The following is an 18,118-nucleotide window of genomic DNA, read 5'->3' as shown; positions in this document are numbered from 1 at the left end:
GTACTGTCAGAAAATAAAAGCGCACTATGAAAATTATTATTGCTTCAGATATTTTTGGTAAAACCCAAGCACTTGAAGAACTCGCAAATTGCATTTGCGGCAATACATTGATTGTAGACCCTTACGACGGTGCTTCTATGGCGTTTAATAATGAAAGTGACGCATATAGCTACTTCAGTAAACATGTCACGCTTGAGCGCTATTGCACCATTTTGCAGGAACATTTAGTGCGTTGCTCTGGGCCAACGACGATTATCGGGTTTAGTGTTGGGGCGTCTGCGTTATGGAAATTATCTCCTACGCTCGAGGCGCCGATTCAAGCAGCAATAGGTATTTACAGCGCACAGATTCGGCATTATTTGAATATTCTTCCAAATGTTCCATTTCATTTGATTTTTCCACAAAAAGAGCCTCACTTTGATGTGGACGCGGTGTCATATTCATTGAATGGCACACCTAACGTAACAATTACATCAATGCCATACGATCACGGGTATATGAATAGGCATTCTGCGAATTTCGATGAGAAGGGGTATCGTCATACCGTACAGGACCTCAAGAACGAGTTCTTGCGCTCTACACAGTCACCTCTTACATCATGATGAAAAGAATAAATGTTATTGGTACCAGTGGTAGCGGGAAGTCGCACTTCAGCAAATGCCTTGCCGATAGACTCGCTGTGCCATATATCGAGATGGATGCCCTATTTTGGTTGCCTAACTGGACGCCCTCATCGACAGAGGATTTTCTTGAGTTACTGGCGCAGCATTTGAGCGGTGATACTTGGGTACTCGACGGCAACCAATCCGCAACAAACACCCTCAAGTGGCAATATGTCGATACTATTATATGGTTAGACTATTCGTTTTTTCGCACCTTTAAACAGATTGTCTTACGGTCATTCCAAAGAGCGTATTCGAAGAACGAACTATGGAAAAATACGGGTAACAAAGAGACCTTTAGACGCAGCTTTTTATCTAAAGATTCCGTCATATTGTGGATGCTTAAAAATTACCTAGGCACAAAAAAGAAATACAGCAAACTTTTTAATAGTCAGTGCCCTGAGCATGAACACATTTCTATGATTCGTCTTACTTCACCAAAAGATACTGCGCGCTTTTTTGCATCTATTGATAAGCTTGCACCTAAGAAGATGTAAGAAACTTGAATTAACAGAGATGGCTGCGCTTGAAGGTAGCGAAGTAGCAACACTGATACTTGTGAAGGCTCTGCAGCAAAACGCGCATGGAATAAACAAACCAAATTATGTAAAAGCTCTAGTTTATAGCTATTGGGGAGAACAAATATCACGTGACAATAAAAAGTATCTGGCGTTTTCGTGGTACCAAAATAAGCTTGGATCGGGTTCAACACCTGAAGAAATTCATAGGGCTAGAGCGCTTTTGGCTAGCTTTACAATTCAATAATAGGACGACTAATGGACTTTTTATTCAATGTTTTAATGTGGGTTGGTGTCGTGATCTTTTTTATTTTTATTGTGGGTTTTATGGCTGCCGCTAAATTAAATCAACGTCAGGATAGCGAAAGAAATAAAAAATAAAGTTTCACCCCTTTTTCTTTTTTGCTGCGTTTATCAAAAAAAGGGGAAAACTATGCAAAACACACAATTAGCCAAAGATGTTTATTTTGAGTCCACGTTATATCAGTTCGAGCATGCTGGAAAACGCACACTACATTTCGTTTTACTTGTTATTGCAGGTGGTGTAGTCACCTTATCGCTGTTTGCAATGATGGCTAATCTAATAAAGCAGGAGCATGCTCCCGTTGTCACCGTACCTGTGGTTACTATCGACCCAATTATCTACCAAAGCGAAGAAGAGAAAACCATTTTTCGCCCTACGATAAAACCCATAGAAAAGACAATTAAAACGCCGCCTGCAAAGGTCGAAAAGTTAGAACCCAATACGAACAGCAGCGGCAGTAATTATGCTATGAATGCTGTCATTCCCACAACGCAGCTTAATATAAAGGTGAACGTTAATGCAGCTCAAGGAAACATGCAGGCAACGCCTCAATTTAGAGTTGACCCTAGCTATCCGCCTCAAGCAAGTCGAGATGGAATTGAAGGATGGGTTAAATTAGGTTTTAACGTTTCTGCAAGCGGCACGGTAACAGACATCAGTGTACTTGATGCCAAGCCATCAAATGTTTTCAACAGAGAGGCACGCAGGGCACTTAAGAAGTGGAAATATAAGCCTAAATTAATTGATGGAAAACCTGTCGAACAGCGTGGCATGGTTGTAGTATTGGATTTCAAGCTAGCGCAATAAGGATCAGCCTATGAGTATAGGTGCAAGCTTACAATGGATTTTTCGGCGCGCTGGAAATAACACGCGCGCCGAGAAAAGCAATCAGCGGTCTGGTTCACAGCAACAAGACAATAGTACGTTGCACGGTGGGCTTGGGTTGAGTGAGCGGTTAATGCTGCAATACCGGGATACAGCAAGCGACAGTGCGCTATCGTCATTATATGACCTTCACAGCAACAAGTTGTTTCATTTCTTAATCGTCATGTCGGATAAGCATACCGCCGAAGATGTTGTGCAAAAAGCTTGGATCAACGTTATTGAAAAGAGGCACAGTTTTACAGAGGCGACAAATTTTCAGGCCTGGTTGTTCACAATAGGGAGAAACTTGCTTATGGATGAGTTTCGCCGTACGTCAAAATTTGTATACGACAATGATGGAGTAATGCAGGCTACAGCTAAGCAAAGCACAGAAAATACACAGAAAGCTGTCGATACTCCAAACCTTACTGAATTGCTCAGAGCACTTGAACACAAGCAAAAAGAGGCGTTGTCTCTTCAGTTAGAAGGTTTCTCGCTGATACAAATAAGCGAAATTTGCCACATCCCAAAAGAGACAGTGAAAACGCGACTTCGTTATGCGAAAGACAATCTCAAACTGTTAGCGGAGCGGACATAATATGTCTATTTCAGATAAAGAGCTTCAAACTGCCTATAAAAAAAGTCAGCAAAGCTACGTGCTTGATGAAGATATAAAACAACGTGTGTTAATGCACAATAAAAAACAAAAAACGACTTCGCTAGACAGTTTGGGGTATTACTATGAGCGTTTTATGTCGGTGTTTGACACATCGGTCGTAAAACTTACTGCAGTCTCGTTTGCGTTGGTGGTTATGTTTGGCACTTATTATGTCGGGCAGTGGCAAGCGCAGCGACTAGGTCACAACGGTACTGCTGAATTGGCACTCGATATTGTCCACTATCATGGGTTTGAGGGGGAAGAAAACCATTACGAAGAGATGACAAGCCGGGCAAAATTTAACACTTATACCGAGCACTATTATGAACGCCAAAGTCTTGCTAACGCTGTGTCAACACAACGTGCGACATTGTACGAAGACGATGGGAATTGGCTACTTGTTAATTGCCAAAACGAGAAGGTGATTGTCTCTCAAACGTTACTCGCTTCATTAAATACGTTTGAGAGAATTACTGGAGATATAAAAGTGGGCACCGCCGTCTCGCTAGCTTATGACAGACAAGGAAAGATCTTGTCCATTCGTTCTTCTGCAAAACCACTAATTTGCTAAAAACGAGGCTATCAGCTTTACGTTTGATGACTATTTGTCTAAATCATGTGCTCTAAATGCGTTGGGTAGCAGTTCTCCAATGGTTGTTTCATGTGTCTCACCGTTTTGACTAACCATAGTCACTGGTGTTTCATCAGGAGCAAATTCTGCTATTTTCTGTCGACATCCGCCGCAGGGAAAACAAAAATCATTGTTTGGACTAGCAATAACGACGTGTGAAATACGTTTGTGACCGTGAGAGACCATGTTGCCAATAGCGGTAGCTTCTGCACACTGGCCTAGAGGGAATGCTGCACTTTCTACATTGCAATAAGCAAATGCTTCACCTGTCGGCGTTAACACTGCTGCACCGACCTTAAATTGAGAATAGGGGGAATGTGAGTGTTTCTGTGCTTCAAGAGCAAGTTGAAGTAATGATTCTAACTTGTTTTTAATCATAGCGACCTTGTGAACTTCCTATTGCGCTTTACTTTTACCACTAAATGCGAGAAGGTTGGCGGCAATCGAGCCGCAATACGCGTATACTGAATAATCAGGCGGTTTTTTCCTTTAAATAGAATACTTTTTTACCATGTGCAGAAACGTTAGTCTCATCTTTTTTCTCTTCTAGCAGCGATTTTAACAGGTTGTGCCCAAACGCAGTCTCTTTCTGAACGCCCCCAAATGGGTAACCTTTTGCTTGCTGAGCCTGCACCGATTAACCCGCGCTCGGAAATGGCCATAGCGCGCTACAATCAGGTGTTAACAAGTCCAGCTTTAACTGATGTCGACAAAGCAGAGCTGCATTTTCAAAGAGGTATGTTGTACGACAGTGTTGGTCTTTCGGGTTTAGCTCAATTTGACTATACGCAAGCTATTAACTTAAAACCCGACCTTGCTGAGGCTTACAACTCGATAGGTATACACTACATTCAACAAAATGATTTTATTCAGGCGTATGAAGCTTTCGATTCAACGCTTGAGATAAACCCTGATTACGATTTCGCGTTTCTAAACCGTGGTATCGCACTTTATTATGGGGGGCGTTCTGAACTGGCGACGTCTGATTTAAATATCTTCCTAGAAAAAGACGAAACTGACCCGTTTAGAGCGTTATGGGCGTACTTTGCTCATTATGAGGTTTCAGACGAAGCAGGCATGGCCTACTTAGCCACAAAACGGCCTTCACTAGATAATGAACACTGGGCGACCAGTATTGTAGATTTGTTTCTTGGAACAGTAGACGAAAATACAGTGCTCAACTCATTATTGGACGGTGTCAGAAGCCAAAAAGGCCTTACTGATAGGCTGTGTGAAGCGTATTTTTACCTCGGTAAATATCATTCACAAAACGGCAATAGAGGCATTGCTTCGAATTACTTTAAACTCGCGCTAAGCACAAACGTTTACGACTACGTAGAACACCGCTACGCACGTTTAGAGTTGAATCGTCTTCGTGAAGAAGCCAAAGACTCTACAGTTAGCGAAGAGTAGACTACCTACACTATGCGTGGATTGTTTTTGGCAGTGTTTGCACTGTTCATCGTTGCGGGGGATAGCGGTCGCTATGCCCCGCAACTCGTTTTAAATGCTCGCTTTTCACTAGCGCATGTTTCCTCTGACAATATCGGACACGTCAACTCCGCGTTTGGGATGTTGTGGATTGCGTCATTGCAGGGTAGCAATGATGCCCAAACTACGATTTTAGACACGCTGTCTTATGAAAAAAGCGACGATGGAAGTCATTCCATGCTCAGTCGCGACATTACTATTTATTGGCTTGAAAAATTGGTGCAATTAGACAATGCGGACGCCGCATGGTTATTGTATCAATTGTTAGGGGAAGATGGCGCTTCTGAGCGATTTATGCGTTTAGCTGCGCTGGGTAATGTTGCACAAGCTCAGTTGGCGTTCGCCATGTCCACTGATTCTCCAGAAAAACGAGAAAAATGGTTGGTGCGAGCAGCAGCTCAAAACTACGTGCTTAGGCGCAAGCCGCACTTGCAGATTGGTATCTGCTTCACGGGCAGTATACGTTGGCAAAACCACTCCTTGCAGCTACCGCGTCACTCGACATGCAAAGCGCATTCAAATACGGCAGGCTGCTGTGGGATGAAGGTAATACTGACGAAGCGAAAATTCAATTGTTGCGCGCCGCCGAGTTAGGCCATGTGGGGGCTCAGCGCGCGGTGAGTGTGATTAACAAGTTTACTCCAATGGCTGTGAGTCAGGTGGCTTCATTTGATTGGGCCTCATTACGAAGTGATGACAAGGCCTGTCTGCAACGTATCCAGCCATTTGCTACTAGCCTAGCCACTATCACTCGCGCGCAAAGCATCTACAGTGAGTTTGTTAATGATGACAGGCTGAAAGGGCTTTCACTTTGTATTGCTCCGCCTATTTGGTTAAAAAGCAATGTCCTCGATTGCGAGGAGAACTTTAATAAAACTGGCGTCTTGGGCTGCTCAGTGACACCTCTTGCTGGCATAGCTAAAACCCGTGGTTTTACTCACGCTATTGTTATTGCTGAGCAGGGTAAAGCAAATGTTCAAAATGGGGTAATGTATTTAGATGTCAGCGATGCCTATTCCGTGTTTGTTCACGAGTTGGCGCATTTTGCAGGGTTTGCTGATGAGTACCCTATAGGGCGCGCAATGGCACGCCGACTCTGTGATGAGTCTTCTATTGGAGACTTCACACCGCCAAACATTATCGTAGATAGCGAGTTTTGGTACGCGCCACACGAAACGGTAGATAATTGGTTGAACATTGACCCTGCAACCATAGTTGCACCTAACCAAGACATGCGCATTAATAGGCAAGAAAAGCTACAAACCTAGCCGTAGAATTACTTTTATGGAGCACCACGATAGTGGTGTGATACCCCCTTTATACCTGGTGCTATGGGAACAGCAACTCAATAATCAACAAATTCAGCGCCCCATTTCGATGAACTTCTTTCAAGCTTTTCATCAAAGCGGTAATCAACAAGAGGCCGGGCACTGGCTGTCACAATACCAGTCATTCATTGGTGAAAGTCGCGCTGACGACGAGTGATTATTTTCGCTATGCGTCTTTAGTGCGGCATATGTTCACGTTCGATTTCAAATACTCACTCACAAAACAACGTCTTATTTCAAAGATGGCTTGAGCTCGTTTACCCACATGGCCGTTGCACCGCATATTGCAACAGGCATAATGATAAAGTTGACGACGGGGATGAGTGAGAACACATTAACCATCATGCCAAACGTCATAGCCTTTCCTTTGTGCTCACCAAGGTGGTTGCGCATTTTGGTAAAACCAACTTTGTGGTTGTCATAGGGGTAGTCACAGTATTGAATGGCCATCATCCATGCATTAAACAAAAACCACAGCACCTGACCGATAATAGGTAAAAAGAAAAACAACAGCAGATAACCTATCGCTCTAGGTAAGTACCAAACCAGCTTTGTGACTTCGCGGCCAATGGTACGCGGAATATCTTTAACCAAGGCCATAACCCCCTCATCGCCTAAATCTTGGCCTGTAAGGTGGCGCTCAACTTTTTCTGAAAGTACGCCATTAAAGGGCGCGGCTATCCAATTGGCCAAGGTCCCAAAAATTAATGCAAAAATAAGTAGAACGCTGATAACAGCAAGCGGCCACAGAAAAAAACTGATTGCCGTTTTTACCCAACCTAACCACTCAGGCACAAGATTAATGACATAAGCAATAGCGTGTTCAATCTGTCCGAATAAAAAATAAAAGGCGACAGAGAACAATAAAAGGTTGATGCTAAGCGGTACAAAAACAAAACGTTTAAGTCCTTTTGTCTTTATCAGCGAAAAACCTTCAAAAAAATAGTGCACTCCACCTGAACTCATTTGTTTTCCTCTTTTTTTTGCAAGCACAACCTGCGTGTTGTCACATATTACGCTGTGTATCGTCGACACTGAAATGGTAATTGTTACAAGCTGTTAGATTTGGTACAGTCGAGACATAATAACAAAAGAACTGCCTTCGTGATTGCATCATTTCCAACATGTCTTAACACTTATTTGTTTATGGACACTTGTTTTTCAAGGTGGATGAGTGCGACTTAAAAAGATCAAACTCGCTGGATTTAAGTCCTTTGTCGAGCCTACTTCAATTCCTTTCCCTGGAGAAATGACTGCTATCGTAGGTCCGAATGGATGCGGTAAGTCGAACGTTATCGACGCGGTGCGTTGGGTGCTGGGCGAAAGTTCGGCTAAAAATCTGCGCGGTGACGCCATGACTGATGTGATTTTTAACGGTTCATCGTCGCGCAAACCGGTAGGCCAATGTAGTGTCGAGCTTGTTTTTGATAACAGTGCAGGTCGTATTGTTTATGAGTTCGCTAATTATAACGAGTTATCAGTAAAGCGTCTGGTAACACGAGACGCACAGTCAACGTATTTTCTCAATGGCACAAAGTGTCGCCGTAGAGACGTTACCGATCTTTTTTTAGGGACGGGTCTAGGTCCTCGCTCATATGCCATCATTGAACAAGGTATGATTTCTCGACTCATTGAGTCGAAGCCACAAGAGTTGCGCGTATTTATTGAAGAAGCCGCTGGAATTTCCAAATATAAGGAACGGCGCCGCGAGACCGAAAATCGTATAAAGCACACTCATGATAATTTAGAACGCTTAAATGACGTAAGGGATGAGCTTGGCAGACAGCTTGAAAAACTACAGCGTCAAGCCGCTGCTGCAACGCGTTACAAAACGCTGCGTGCGCAAGCTAGGGAACTAAAAGGGCAGCTTGCCGCAATTCGATTTTTGAAAAACAGTGAGCATATTGAAACACTGGAAAAGCAACGTAGCGCACTTCAAGTAGAAGTGGATGATCTGAATGCCCGCATGCAAGGTGATGAGGCGGGTGTAGAGCAATATAGAACGAAGCAAGTTGACACAAAGCAGCTACTTGACGATTTACAGCAGCAACTTTTTTCTACCAGCACATCGATTACCCGGTTAGAACAAAATGCACTTCATGCAAAGCAAAGAAAAGGGCAACTCGAAGGTGAGTTATCTAGACTTTCTGAACAACAGTCGCTCTTAATATCGTCGCTGCGTGAGGCCGAAGAGGCCTTAAATGTATCGAGTAGTGCGTTAAACGATATTGAACCTGAGTTGGAAATCAAAGAGGCGGAACTTGCCCACGCTAAGGAGCGTTTTGAAGACGCTGAGAACGAGCTAAGGTCATTTAATTCCCAAGCAAGAGAACAAGAGAGCGCGTATCACCTTCTCAAGAACAACGTTCAGCAATGTCATAGTCAAATTCAGTCGACAATGAGTATGCAGCTAAGAACTTCACAACGGATTAGTGAACTTCATGTGGAACTCAAACAATTAGATAGTGAGGACTTTTCCGCGCAAATCGCAGAGATTGAAGCGCAAGCGGAAGAAACAGAAAATGTCGTTGAAGACTATAGGGCCTCCCTAGAAAAAGAATCCAATATCACAGAGAAAAATGCCGCAGCTCTGAAACACCTTGAAGCAAAACTTCGTGAGGCTGAAGGTCAATACCAAACAATCTCATCAACCATTGAAGCGCTTAACGCCTTGCAAAAGGATGACATAGAAAATAACGATGCCACATTGCAAGATGTGGAAAAACTCTGGCAGCACTTATCTACGCCACCTCAATTAGCTAAATGCGTTGAGTCTATCTTAAATCATATGAATCAGCCGATGGTGGCTCTTTCACACTCGACGCATGATTTATTGTCAAACCTAGTAGCGCTTCCAAATGGTAATAAGGTCTTCACAAGGTCTAGTTTTACCACAGAAGCGCGTGCAGGTAGCCTGTGCGAAGCGCTATTACCACATAATACTGCTGTTCCCTCGTTTCTTAATGACGTGATGTTGTGTGAATCAGAACAAGAAATTCAACATATGATCGCTGAACTTGAGAAAGGGAATAAAGAAGTCGGCATGGTTGGCTTTGAAAGCGCGATTTCGCTTGATGGTTTATGGCTCGGTAAAGATTGGATTGTAAAACCAGGAGCGTTAAACGATGGCGTTATTCAGCGTGCGAACAAAATTGCGTCCCTAGAAACCCAGAGAGAAACGCTGTTCGTTTTACAAGAAGATATCGCTGGCCAAGTTGAGACTGCTCAAGAGGTGTTGGCGACAAGCGAAGAGAGAAAAACGCGCTTGCAAAAATCGCTTAATGAGAGCGAAAGTACACTTCTTCAGTTGAAGAACAAACTTTCGCTTGTTGTTATGCAGTATGAACAGCAATCCGAGCGCATACAAAAACTGCAAAGCGAATTGGACAAGCAGCAGGCTTTACTTTCAAAAGAAGAAGAACAACTTGCACAGTTATCTGAAAAGTTGGAATTAGAAGAAGCACAAATTCTTGAGCATGAGGCCCACATTGACGAGGTCAATAATAAACGTGAACAGAATGAGCGTTTTGTTAGCGAATTAAGATCAGTGGTTGAAACATTAACTTCGCAAAATCATGAGCTTGCACTCAAAAAGCAGCAGCTTGAAAATCACAGAAATCTATACGAGCAACAGGTTACGCGTAACAGGCAGCAGAGCGAAGAATATGCCGCCACCGAGGCGCGTTTGCAGCATGAGTTAACGCAATTGCTGTCACCGCAGGATAAGCAAAATGCAGAGTTGCAAATGCTATTAGCGAGTAAGGAAGAACTAGAGCAGCGCAAACATGAACAGCAAATAGTGCTTGAAGATATTGAACAATGGCTTAGGGAAGCGGAAAAAGGTCACCAAGCGCTTAATAAAGATATCCAAGCTAGGCAGGCCAATATTGATAAGCTTAGTATCGACATTGAAGGGTATCGTGTCAGAGCGAATACTATCTTAGAGCAACTTGACGATACTCAACAGTCGCTTAAAACGCTTTTGGAGACACTACCGGAAAATGCTGATGAAGTTCAATGGCAAGAAAATCTAGAGAAAACACAATTAGGTTTACAACGCCTCGGCGCCGTCAACCTTGCGGCAGTAGAAGAATTTGAAACACAGTCTGTACGTAAGACACATTTGGATACGCAACACAGCGATTTAACGCAAGCGCTCGATACGCTGCAGTCTGCAATAAGGAAAATTGATAAGGAAACAAGAACGCGCTTCTCTAGTACGTTTGAGCAAGTAAACGAAGACTTAAAAAATCTGTTCCCTAAAGTATTTGGCGGCGGTTCAGCGTATCTTGCTTTAACAGATGATGACTTGCTCGAAACAGGTGTCACCATAATGGCGAGGCCGCCTGGTAAGAAAAATAGCACGATTCATCTCTTAAGCGGTGGAGAAAAAGCGTTAACCGCTTTATCATTGGTGTTTGCAATTTTTCGATTGAATCCAGCACCATTTTGTTTGTTGGATGAGGTGGATGCACCGTTGGATGATGCAAACGTTGGACGTTTTTGTAATTTGGTGTCAGAGATGTCACAAACTGTGCAGTTTATCTATATCACCCACAATAAAATAGCGATGGAAATGGCAAGTCACCTTACAGGTGTTACTATGGCGGAGCCAGGTGTTTCGCGCATGGTAGCGGTAGACGTGGACGAAGCTGTGGCCTTCGCAGAAGCATAACAAAGGGCGAAAGAAATTAAATGGAAGATGAATTACGTCTATTTTTACTCCTCGGCGGTACCGTTTTTATCATAGGCGTTCTTGCCCACGGTATTTGGAAGATTCGCAAGAACAGTAAGCCAGAGCAAAAGACACGATTAGAACCTAGGCAATGGCAAGAAGACATCTCTGACGATGACACAGACAATGAGTCTGATGCTCAAGGGTTTGATGAACTTGGACTTGGCGAGGTGCGGGTTGTTAGCCGCACTGATCACTCAGATCCTGAACAAGTTAACGTTGCTGCCAGCGACGTCCCTGACACGTCACACGATGTCACAGACTCAGATGATGCATCTCAAGGTATAGAAGATGAAAGTGACCAGCGTACTGAAGCGCTAGACGGCGATGATGTAGATAAAAATATTGCGTCGACCGATGATGTCAGTAAGGCGATAGAAGAAGCACCTAAGCCACAGCCCAAACTGTACGGTTCTGTGGTAAGTAACCCTAAACCACATATGGCGGCTTCTATGAGAGGAAGCCAGGATAGTGCTCAGGACACACGTAATAACGTTGCCGACTTTCCGGAACCCCCAGGGTTCTTGTTAAAAGAGGGGGCAGAGGAAAGTAATGCTGAACACGATTCGCCGTCGCAAGGCACGGTCTCTGAAGCTGTTGAAAGTAACAATGCTCACCAACAAGAAGTGGCAGACTTTAGCTTAGATGCGCCTGAGCAACCCGAGCGTGTAGAATTGGATGCGCGAGAGTCCAATGAGCCGCAGAAGCGTTTTTCTCGAACCAAGCGCGCTAAACAAACTACTCGAAAACGAGAAGAGCCAAATTTTGGCGATGACCAGATGCGTATCGATTTTGATGAAAACGATAACGATCCAGGCTTTAGTGCTAACGATGATGGACATGCAGTAGAAAAGGGGCGTGAACAAGTTGAGCCCGAGGTTTTAGTGCTAAATGTTCGCGCGCCAGAGGACGCACCTATCGCTGGCGCTGCGCTTTTGCCTATGCTACTCACGCTTGGTTTTAAGTTCGGCGACCAAGACATATTTCATCGCCACGTAAACTCAAATGGCAAAGGGCCTGTTTTATTTAGTTTAGCCAATATGTTCAAGCCAGGCGTGTTTGATATCGATAATCTTGAAAATTTTGAAACACAGGGCGTTTCACTGTTTATGATATTGCCGATAGAAGGTGATCCCCACCAAGTGTTCAATATGATGCACAATGCGGCGCGTAAGTTGGCTGACGAATTTAATGCACAAGTGCTAGACGGCCGCAGAAGCGTATTGACAAAACAGGGTCTTCAACAATATGTTGAGAAGATCCGCGAATTTGAACGTAAGCGAATCATTGCGCGTAATTAAACTAAACGCAAAAAACTATCATTGATAAGGACTTGGCGTTGTCAGGTCCTTTTTTAGTTTAGTCAATGCGAAACCTATTGCGTAAACTGTAATTGGCAAAATAACGCATTGTATTGCTCTCTTCTTTAAATAACCTTATGGCGTGAAAGAGACTCCATGTCTGAAAACATAGAACAAGCAACCAAAGAGATAGCGCAACTGCGCAATACGATTAATGAGTACAACTATCAGTACTACGTGTTAGACGACCCATCTGTACCTGACGCGGTTTATGATCGCGATATGCAAGCACTGATTGCGCTTGAGGCACAATATCCTGAATTGCTAAGCCCAAATTCTCCTAGCCAAAAAGTAGGGGGAAGCACTCTCTGCTTTTGAGCAAGTAACCCATGAAGTGCCAATGCTGTCACTGGATAACGCATTTGACGATGCGTCGTTGCTTGCCTTTGAAAAGCGACTAAAAGATCGATTGAAAAACGATGCTACCATGGCGTTTAGTTGTGAACCCAAACTTGACGGGTTAGCGGTCAGTATCTTGTACGAAAACGGTGAGTTAGTGCGAGCTGCAACGCGTGGCGATGGGCAAGTGGGTGAGAATATCACGGCCAACGTTAGAACAATCTTAAATGTTCCGCTTACTTTGCGAGCGGGGAGCTTTCCTCAGCGCGTTGAAGTTAGAGGCGAGGTGTTTATGCCTCGTGATGGATTCGAAAAATTGAATGACGCACAACGCGAAAGCGGCGGGAAAGTCTTTGCCAATCCAAGAAATGCCGCGGCGGGCAGCCTTCGCCAGCTTGATTCAAAAGTGACTGCCAAACGACCGTTAATGTTTTATGCCTATTCATTAGGCGTTGTGCAACTAGATAGTTTTTCACTGCCGCAAACTCACAGTGAGCGCCTCGCGCAACTTGGAGAGTGGGGCTTACCGCTCTGTCCAGAGATAGATGTAGCGCAGGGCGGAGAAGGGTGCCTTGATTACTACAATCGTATTTTAGCGGTTCGCGATGAACTGCCCTATGATATTGATGGCGTGGTGTTTAAAGTCAATGATATAGCTTTACAGAACCGTTTAGGCTTTGTGGCCAGAGCACCACGCTGGGCTATTGCTCAGAAGTTTCCCGCACAAGAAGAAATTACTGTTCTAACTGATGTGGAGTTTCAAGTAGGTCGCACGGGGGCTATTACACCGGTAGCTCGGCTTGAGCCCGTCTTTGTAGGTGGTGTAACGGTTTCTAATGCCACGTTGCATAATCAAGATGAGATTAATCGCCTTGGCGTTAAGATAGGCGATACAGTCGTAATCCGCCGCGCGGGAGATGTTATACCGCAGGTTGTATCAGTAGTAGAAGCCAAACGCGCTGGCAACGAGTCGGAGATTAGCTTTCCTGCAAACTGCCCGGTATGTGATTCTCGGGTTGAGAAGTTGGAGGATGAAGCTGTAGCACGCTGCACAGGTGGATTAATCTGCCCCGCACAACGCAAACAGGCACTGAAACACTTTGCGTCTCGCAAGGCATTTGATGTAGATGGCTTGGGCGACAAACTAGTAGACCAGCTGGTCGATGCTGATTTAGTGCATAGTCCTGCTGATTTTTTCACCTTGTCGTTAGGGAATCTAGTTGGACTTGAGCGAATGGCAGAAAAGTCTGCCAGTAAATTGCTCAGTGCGTTAGAGTCGTCAAAGACAACAACATTGGCTAAGTTTCTTTATGCACTAGGTATTAGAGAAGTCGGTGAAGCAACCGCAGCAAATTTAGCGGCGCATTTTGAAACTCTCGATGCAATTCGAAGCGCATCACTTGAGGCGCTCGTAGAGGTACAGGACGTGGGCGAGGTTGTTGCTGCTCATATCTTCAACTTTTTCAACGAAAGCCATAACACTGACGTTATCGATGCCTTGCTAAGAGAAGGTATCAACTGGCCTGCTATCGAAAAGCCTGACACAGATAACTTACCTCTTGATGGCAAAACTTGTGTAATTACGGGTACGTTAAGTGAGATGGGACGAGCCGATGCCAAAGCAAGGTTGCAACTGTTAGGAGCCAAAGTTGCAGGGTCGGTTAGCAAAAACACCGACTTTCTCGTAGCAGGTGAAAAAGCGGGTTCAAAATTAACAAAAGCACAAGAACTTGATGTTGAAGTGTGGGACGAAGCGGCGTTAGTTTCGTTTCTTTCGCAATATGAGGGGGACTAGGCCCACTTTGCCCACTCTTGTGATTGGCGCGTATTATTTGAATATTTAATAGTGCGCGTTTTCTATTAGCTTGCGTCTTTCATTCGCAACTGTCTTCTGCGTTCCCATGCTTTTTTAACTTGAAAACGCCAAACCCAATTTAATGAAAAGTAACCAAGCAGCCCAAAGAATACTGAGCAAATACCACATCCTACCAAAAATGCTGGGCCTATCGTGTTTAGGCTTTCAACAACCCATTGCCAACTAAATTGAAACTCAAAATGCTCAGGTTTGGTCCCTAGTACAGTAGTACCAACCTTGTAGGCACCATAAAATATGGGAGGAATAGTGAATGGGTTAGTAACCCACACTGTTGCGACTGACAATGGCAAGTTGACTCTAAAAGGTATTGCGAGGCCTGCAGATAGCCACATTTGAAACGGCACGGGCCAAAACGCAAAGAATAGCCCTATACCAAACGCGCCTGCCGCTGAACGACGATTTAAATGCCATAAGTTAGGTTCATGTAGTAGGTTACCAAATATTCTTAAGGCTTTGTTTTGCTTGATACTTTGGTGGTCAGGCAAAAAACGGCGAATAAATTTCTTAGGCATAAATCTCAATGCATATCGACAATAAAAAATAACAAAGCATTCGCAACAAGCTCGTTTAAAGCTCAATAAAAAGGGTTGCGTTACAACACTATGAATAATCGTATCACAATTTGGTTGTGTTGTTTTTGCTTCAGCGCAATGAGCGCTGTGTTTTGGCCTCAACTACCAAGTAAAGAGAGCATAGCAGTCATCCTATCTATCGTGATCATTTTTAGTGTAATAATGTTAATTACACTACTTAAAGAACACCGACAGAAATCAGAACGCAAACTATCGCAATCCGTCGTCATACTCCACGGATTGATGACCGGGACGCTATGGCTGGCGAGTGTAGGGCATTTACACTACGCTTGGCAACTGCCTAACGACAAAATTCAACAAGATGTCACAATACAAGCACGCGTCTTGAGTGGTGGCTGCGCTACCTCTGACCGTTTAGGCAAGCAAGCCAAAGTTCAATATGAACGCATGTATTATTATGTTGTACAAATTAATAAGTTTAACCAGCGCCCCGCAAAAGACGTTTTAAACAGTTCACAAGTTCATTGGCTTCAAAGTGCATTCAAAGCGCGCCTTTCTCACAACACTGCGAAGAGAGGCCAAATAAAAACGCATGACACATTTAATGAGTGTTTACAGGATGGTGATGTATTTTCAGCACGCGTCAAGCTTAAACCAGCATATGGCGTAGCAAACCCCTTGGGCTTTAACCAACAAAAGCTGCTGGTAAATCAGGGGATACATGCCACAGGATATATTAAAAGGGTTGATGCGAACTCAATCCAGTCCTCAATGTCTCTGCGCAGCCTATTAGTAAAGCATATTGCTTCGCTTGATTTAGTTAACCGTCAGTGGTGGCTGGCGCTGCTTCTCGGTGTACGCAGTGAGCTAAAATTTGAAGACTGGCGGTTGCTTCAGCGAACGGGCACAGGGCACTTGTTTAGTATCTCCGGCATGCACTTAGGCATAGTTGCAGCATCATTGCTTTGCATAATTAACAGCTTAGTGCTGGTGACTAGGTGGGTTTATATCGCGTTTGTTGGCCGTTCAAGGGCAACACAACACGCTACAACAAAATGGGGCGCTGTTAAGCACGGCACTTTGCTTATTAACGCCAGCACAGTATTAACTAACGTTATCCGTGTCGTTAATATTGCTCCAATTCGAAGTGGTGTCTTGCTCAGTGTTACGGGATTCGCTTTTTGCTATGCCGCCATTAGCGGTATGGCACTTCCTGTAGTTAGAGCGTTTGTATTATTATGTATTGCTTGCCTTTTCTCTTTGGGCTATGGAACTGCACGACCCCTTCATGCTAGGTCTAATTATGTTGTTTGCCTTAATAGTGTTGTTTCCATTGGGTACTCTTGGCGCAAGTTTTTATCTGAGCGTTATTGCGGTGTTCATTATTTGGTATTTACATCGTTCACTTCGCTTTTCACAAAAACCATGGTACGCCGCTGCGTTTCAAACCCAATGGTATTTAAGTGTATTGTTGGTGCCTGTCTCGTTACTTTGGTTTGGCAGTGCAAGCGTTGTCAGTGTGATCGCTAATATTATTGCCGTACCCATTGTTACTCTTATATTACCCGTTACATTGTTATCTTTAATGACCCTGCTTATAACGCCATGGCTTTCGGTCGTGTTTAGTATTGCTGACGTGGTGTTGACATGGTTACTAGCCTTTCTTGATTATTTGTCTGAGCAACATTTTGCCATTTTTGAGATATCGATAAATACGCCACAGTCTTGGTGCATTTTAGGAATAGCGATACTGTGCTTTTTACCGCACTTTCAGTGTAAAAAATTTCTTGTGATATTGTTTGCTATCCCCTTGTTTTTGATACAGCTTCCTTACAACGACAAGCATTGGCAAATGCACGTGTTCGACGCTGGGCAAGCCAGCGCAATAGCATTTACCAAAGGGAACCGTGCAATCGTTGTCGATTCTGGAGTAAGGTACAATGGTTATGCAAAAACGGCTGAAGCGCATTTATTACCTTTATTGCGCGCCAACGGTATACAAGCAATTGATCATGTTTTTCACACGCACAGTGATATAGACCACGCCGGGGGACTTGAGGCTGTTAGACAGTCACCGCTAGCCACTAACGCTGTTTTCTATTCACCGATTTCAGGGTGTGAACGCGGCAAAATCATAATGTGGCAACAATTATCTATAACAGTGTTGTGGCCTAGGGAAGGAAACAAGGAAGATTCAAACGCGCAGTCTTGCGTACTGCACATAAGTGATGGTCATCAAAGTGTGCTGATAGCCGGGGACATCGAACGCGCTTCTGAATACGCACTTGTAACAGAGCATATCAATACTGCACAGTTGAGAGAATTAAAGGCTGATGTCTTAGTTGCACCTCATCACGGCAGCGCCACATCATCGACAGGCGCATTTATAAAGGCGGTAGCACCACAAGCCGTCATCTATACACAAGGTTTTGAGAATCGGTGGGGCTTCCCGGCAAAGCAAGTTGTAGAAAGATATAGCGCAAGAAAGGTAAAACAATATTTAACAAGCGTTACGGGATACATTCGTGTGTCGTTTGAGCAAAGCGACCTTACGGAGAATCATGAAACAACAAACATCAGCCATTGGTCATTCAAAATTGAGACGCAACGTGCTCACATGGCGAAGCGTTGGTATATCTTAGGCGTATTCTCCACGTCACCTTTAAAAAGTGGGTTCTGTCCCAACATTTGTTAAACGTGTTGAAACTATGAGCAATTAGGTCTCTAGATTAGTGAATTAGTTTATTTACGAGTACACTATGGCGTATTGGACTTTTCGTGCGCATTGCTTCATTCACTGAAAATCAGTGATTGTCTA

At 44.0% G+C, this 18,118-nt stretch carries 16 protein-coding genes and 2 pseudogenes; 15 read left to right on the top strand and 3 right to left on the bottom strand.

From position 1 onward, the window contains the following. Positions 1-26: 26 nt before the first annotated feature. Genes V6N89_RS11485 through V6N89_RS11455 form a run of 7 tightly spaced genes read left to right on the top strand, consistent with a single transcriptional unit; the run spans position 27 to position 3,577 of the window. On the top strand, positions 27-602 hold the full coding sequence (locus tag V6N89_RS11485) for a hypothetical protein (RefSeq protein WP_338517651.1): 576 nt from the start codon (positions 27-29) through the stop codon (positions 600-602). Beyond that, a complete protein-coding gene (locus V6N89_RS11480) occupies positions 599-1,159 on the top strand; it encodes an adenylate kinase (RefSeq protein WP_338517650.1) in 561 nt (186 codons plus the stop codon). The genes V6N89_RS11485 and V6N89_RS11480 overlap by 4 nt, the downstream gene beginning before the upstream one ends. Before the next feature lie 19 nt (positions 1,160-1,178). Continuing rightward, on the top strand, positions 1,179-1,427 hold the full coding sequence (locus V6N89_RS11475) for a hypothetical protein (protein ID WP_338517649.1): 249 nt from the start codon (positions 1,179-1,181) through the stop codon (positions 1,425-1,427). Positions 1,428-1,438: 11 nt separating this feature from the next. After that, positions 1,439-1,561, top strand: coding sequence for a hypothetical protein (locus tag V6N89_RS11470; protein ID WP_346992716.1), 123 nt, complete (start codon positions 1,439-1,441; stop codon positions 1,559-1,561). Positions 1,562-1,613: 52 nt separating this feature from the next. Further along, entirely contained in the window at positions 1,614-2,291 is a 678-nt protein-coding gene (locus V6N89_RS11465) for a TonB family protein (RefSeq protein WP_338517648.1), read from the top strand. A gap of 10 nt (positions 2,292-2,301) precedes the next feature. Beyond that, positions 2,302-2,946, top strand: coding sequence for an RNA polymerase sigma factor (locus V6N89_RS11460; protein ID WP_338517647.1), 645 nt, complete (start codon positions 2,302-2,304; stop codon positions 2,944-2,946). A 1-nt stretch (position 2,947) separates the two neighbouring features. Further along, a complete protein-coding gene (locus tag V6N89_RS11455; protein ID WP_338517646.1) occupies positions 2,948-3,577 on the top strand; it encodes a hypothetical protein in 630 nt (209 codons plus the stop codon). A gap of 30 nt (positions 3,578-3,607) precedes the next feature. Here the strand turns inward: V6N89_RS11455 and cdd are convergent, their stop codons facing one another. Further along, on the bottom strand, positions 3,608-4,015 hold the full coding sequence (gene cdd, locus V6N89_RS11450) for a cytidine deaminase (RefSeq protein WP_346992715.1): 408 nt from the start codon (positions 4,013-4,015) through the stop codon (positions 3,608-3,610). Positions 4,016-4,240: 225 nt separating this feature from the next. On the opposite strand from cdd, the gene nlpI reads away from it, so the two are divergent. The 3 genes from nlpI to V6N89_RS11435 all read left to right on the top strand — a co-directional run bounded on the left by nlpI (position 4,241) and on the right by V6N89_RS11435 (position 6,613). Further along, complete coding sequence (gene nlpI, locus V6N89_RS11445) at positions 4,241-5,050, top strand: lipoprotein NlpI (protein WP_431189727.1); 810 nt, start codon at positions 4,241-4,243, stop codon at positions 5,048-5,050. A gap of 542 nt (positions 5,051-5,592) precedes the next feature. Beyond that, positions 5,593-6,396, top strand: coding sequence for a hypothetical protein (locus V6N89_RS11440; protein ID WP_346992714.1), 804 nt, complete (start codon positions 5,593-5,595; stop codon positions 6,394-6,396). A gap of 37 nt (positions 6,397-6,433) precedes the next feature. Beyond that, on the top strand, positions 6,434-6,613 hold the full coding sequence (locus V6N89_RS11435) for a hypothetical protein (RefSeq protein WP_338517642.1): 180 nt from the start codon (positions 6,434-6,436) through the stop codon (positions 6,611-6,613). 74 nt (positions 6,614-6,687) lie between these two features. Here the strand turns inward: V6N89_RS11435 and cysZ are convergent, their stop codons facing one another. Beyond that, on the bottom strand, positions 6,688-7,422 hold the full coding sequence (gene cysZ / locus V6N89_RS11430; protein ID WP_338517641.1) for a sulfate transporter CysZ: 735 nt from the start codon (positions 7,420-7,422) through the stop codon (positions 6,688-6,690). Between the two features lie 208 nt (positions 7,423-7,630). Here cysZ and smc point away from each other — a divergent pair, with 208 nt between their 5' ends. From smc to ligA, 3 genes and pseudogenes are all read left to right on the top strand, one after another. Further along, positions 7,631-11,131: a chromosome segregation protein SMC gene (gene smc, locus V6N89_RS11425; protein ID WP_346992713.1), complete on the top strand. Its 3,501-nt coding sequence runs from the start codon at positions 7,631-7,633 to the stop codon at positions 11,129-11,131. A gap of 20 nt (positions 11,132-11,151) precedes the next feature. Then, positions 11,152-12,492 (top strand): cell division protein ZipA, encoded by a 1,341-nt coding sequence (gene zipA / locus V6N89_RS11420; protein WP_338517640.1) that lies wholly within the window; start codon positions 11,152-11,154, stop codon positions 12,490-12,492. A 156-nt stretch (positions 12,493-12,648) separates the two neighbouring features. Next, positions 12,649-14,686 (top strand): annotated as a pseudogene (gene ligA, locus V6N89_RS11415) (NAD-dependent DNA ligase LigA). 65 nt (positions 14,687-14,751) lie between these two features. On the opposite strand, the gene V6N89_RS11410 reads toward ligA, so the two are convergent. Then, positions 14,752-15,279 carry a DUF2062 domain-containing protein gene (locus V6N89_RS11410; protein ID WP_338517639.1) on the bottom strand — a complete coding sequence of 176 codons (528 nt, stop codon included), beginning with the start codon at positions 15,277-15,279 and terminating at the stop codon, positions 14,752-14,754. A gap of 90 nt (positions 15,280-15,369) precedes the next feature. On the opposite strand from V6N89_RS11410, the pseudogene V6N89_RS11405 reads away from it, so the two are divergent. Continuing rightward, positions 15,370-16,533 (top strand): annotated as a pseudogene (locus V6N89_RS11405) (ComEC/Rec2 family competence protein); the annotation flags it as partial. A 34-nt stretch (positions 16,534-16,567) separates the two neighbouring features. Then, positions 16,568-17,995, top strand: a complete 1,428-nt coding sequence (locus V6N89_RS11400) for a DNA internalization-related competence protein ComEC/Rec2 (RefSeq protein WP_346992712.1) — start codon at positions 16,568-16,570, stop codon at positions 17,993-17,995. Positions 17,996-18,118: the final 123 nt, after the last annotated feature.

The organism is Alteromonas gracilis (genome assembly GCF_036870955.2).
Classification (GTDB): domain Bacteria; phylum Pseudomonadota; class Gammaproteobacteria; order Enterobacterales; family Alteromonadaceae; genus Alteromonas; species Alteromonas gracilis_A.
The sequence above is the reverse complement of the archived record's forward strand: the minus strand, read 5'-3'. Positions and strand labels throughout refer to the sequence as shown.

What these genes read in the sequence shown, in the direction of transcription:
- cdd (WP_346992715.1), bottom strand. Translation starts at nt 4,015, where the DNA reads ATGATTAAAAACAAGTTAGAATCATTACTTCAACTTGCTCTTGAAGCA.
- zipA (WP_338517640.1), top strand. Translation starts at nt 11,152, where the DNA reads ATGGAAGATGAATTACGTCTATTTTTACTCCTCGGCGGTACCGTTTTT.
- V6N89_RS11470 (WP_346992716.1), top strand. Translation starts at nt 1,439, where the DNA reads ATGGACTTTTTATTCAATGTTTTAATGTGGGTTGGTGTCGTGATCTTT.
- V6N89_RS11465 (WP_338517648.1), top strand. Translation starts at nt 1,614, where the DNA reads ATGCAAAACACACAATTAGCCAAAGATGTTTATTTTGAGTCCACGTTA.
- V6N89_RS11480 (WP_338517650.1), top strand. Translation starts at nt 599, where the DNA reads ATGATGAAAAGAATAAATGTTATTGGTACCAGTGGTAGCGGGAAGTCG.
- V6N89_RS11410 (WP_338517639.1), bottom strand. Translation starts at nt 15,279, where the DNA reads ATGCCTAAGAAATTTATTCGCCGTTTTTTGCCTGACCACCAAAGTATC.
- V6N89_RS11400 (WP_346992712.1), top strand. Translation starts at nt 16,568, where the DNA reads ATGGAACTGCACGACCCCTTCATGCTAGGTCTAATTATGTTGTTTGCC.
- V6N89_RS11485 (WP_338517651.1), top strand. Translation starts at nt 27, where the DNA reads ATGAAAATTATTATTGCTTCAGATATTTTTGGTAAAACCCAAGCACTT.
- V6N89_RS11475 (WP_338517649.1), top strand. Translation starts at nt 1,179, where the DNA reads ATGGCTGCGCTTGAAGGTAGCGAAGTAGCAACACTGATACTTGTGAAG.
- cysZ (WP_338517641.1), bottom strand. Translation starts at nt 7,422, where the DNA reads ATGAGTTCAGGTGGAGTGCACTATTTTTTTGAAGGTTTTTCGCTGATA.
- V6N89_RS11460 (WP_338517647.1), top strand. Translation starts at nt 2,302, where the DNA reads ATGAGTATAGGTGCAAGCTTACAATGGATTTTTCGGCGCGCTGGAAAT.
- nlpI (WP_431189727.1), top strand. Translation starts at nt 4,241, where the DNA reads ATGGGTAACCTTTTGCTTGCTGAGCCTGCACCGATTAACCCGCGCTCG.
- V6N89_RS11455 (WP_338517646.1), top strand. Translation starts at nt 2,948, where the DNA reads ATGTCTATTTCAGATAAAGAGCTTCAAACTGCCTATAAAAAAAGTCAG.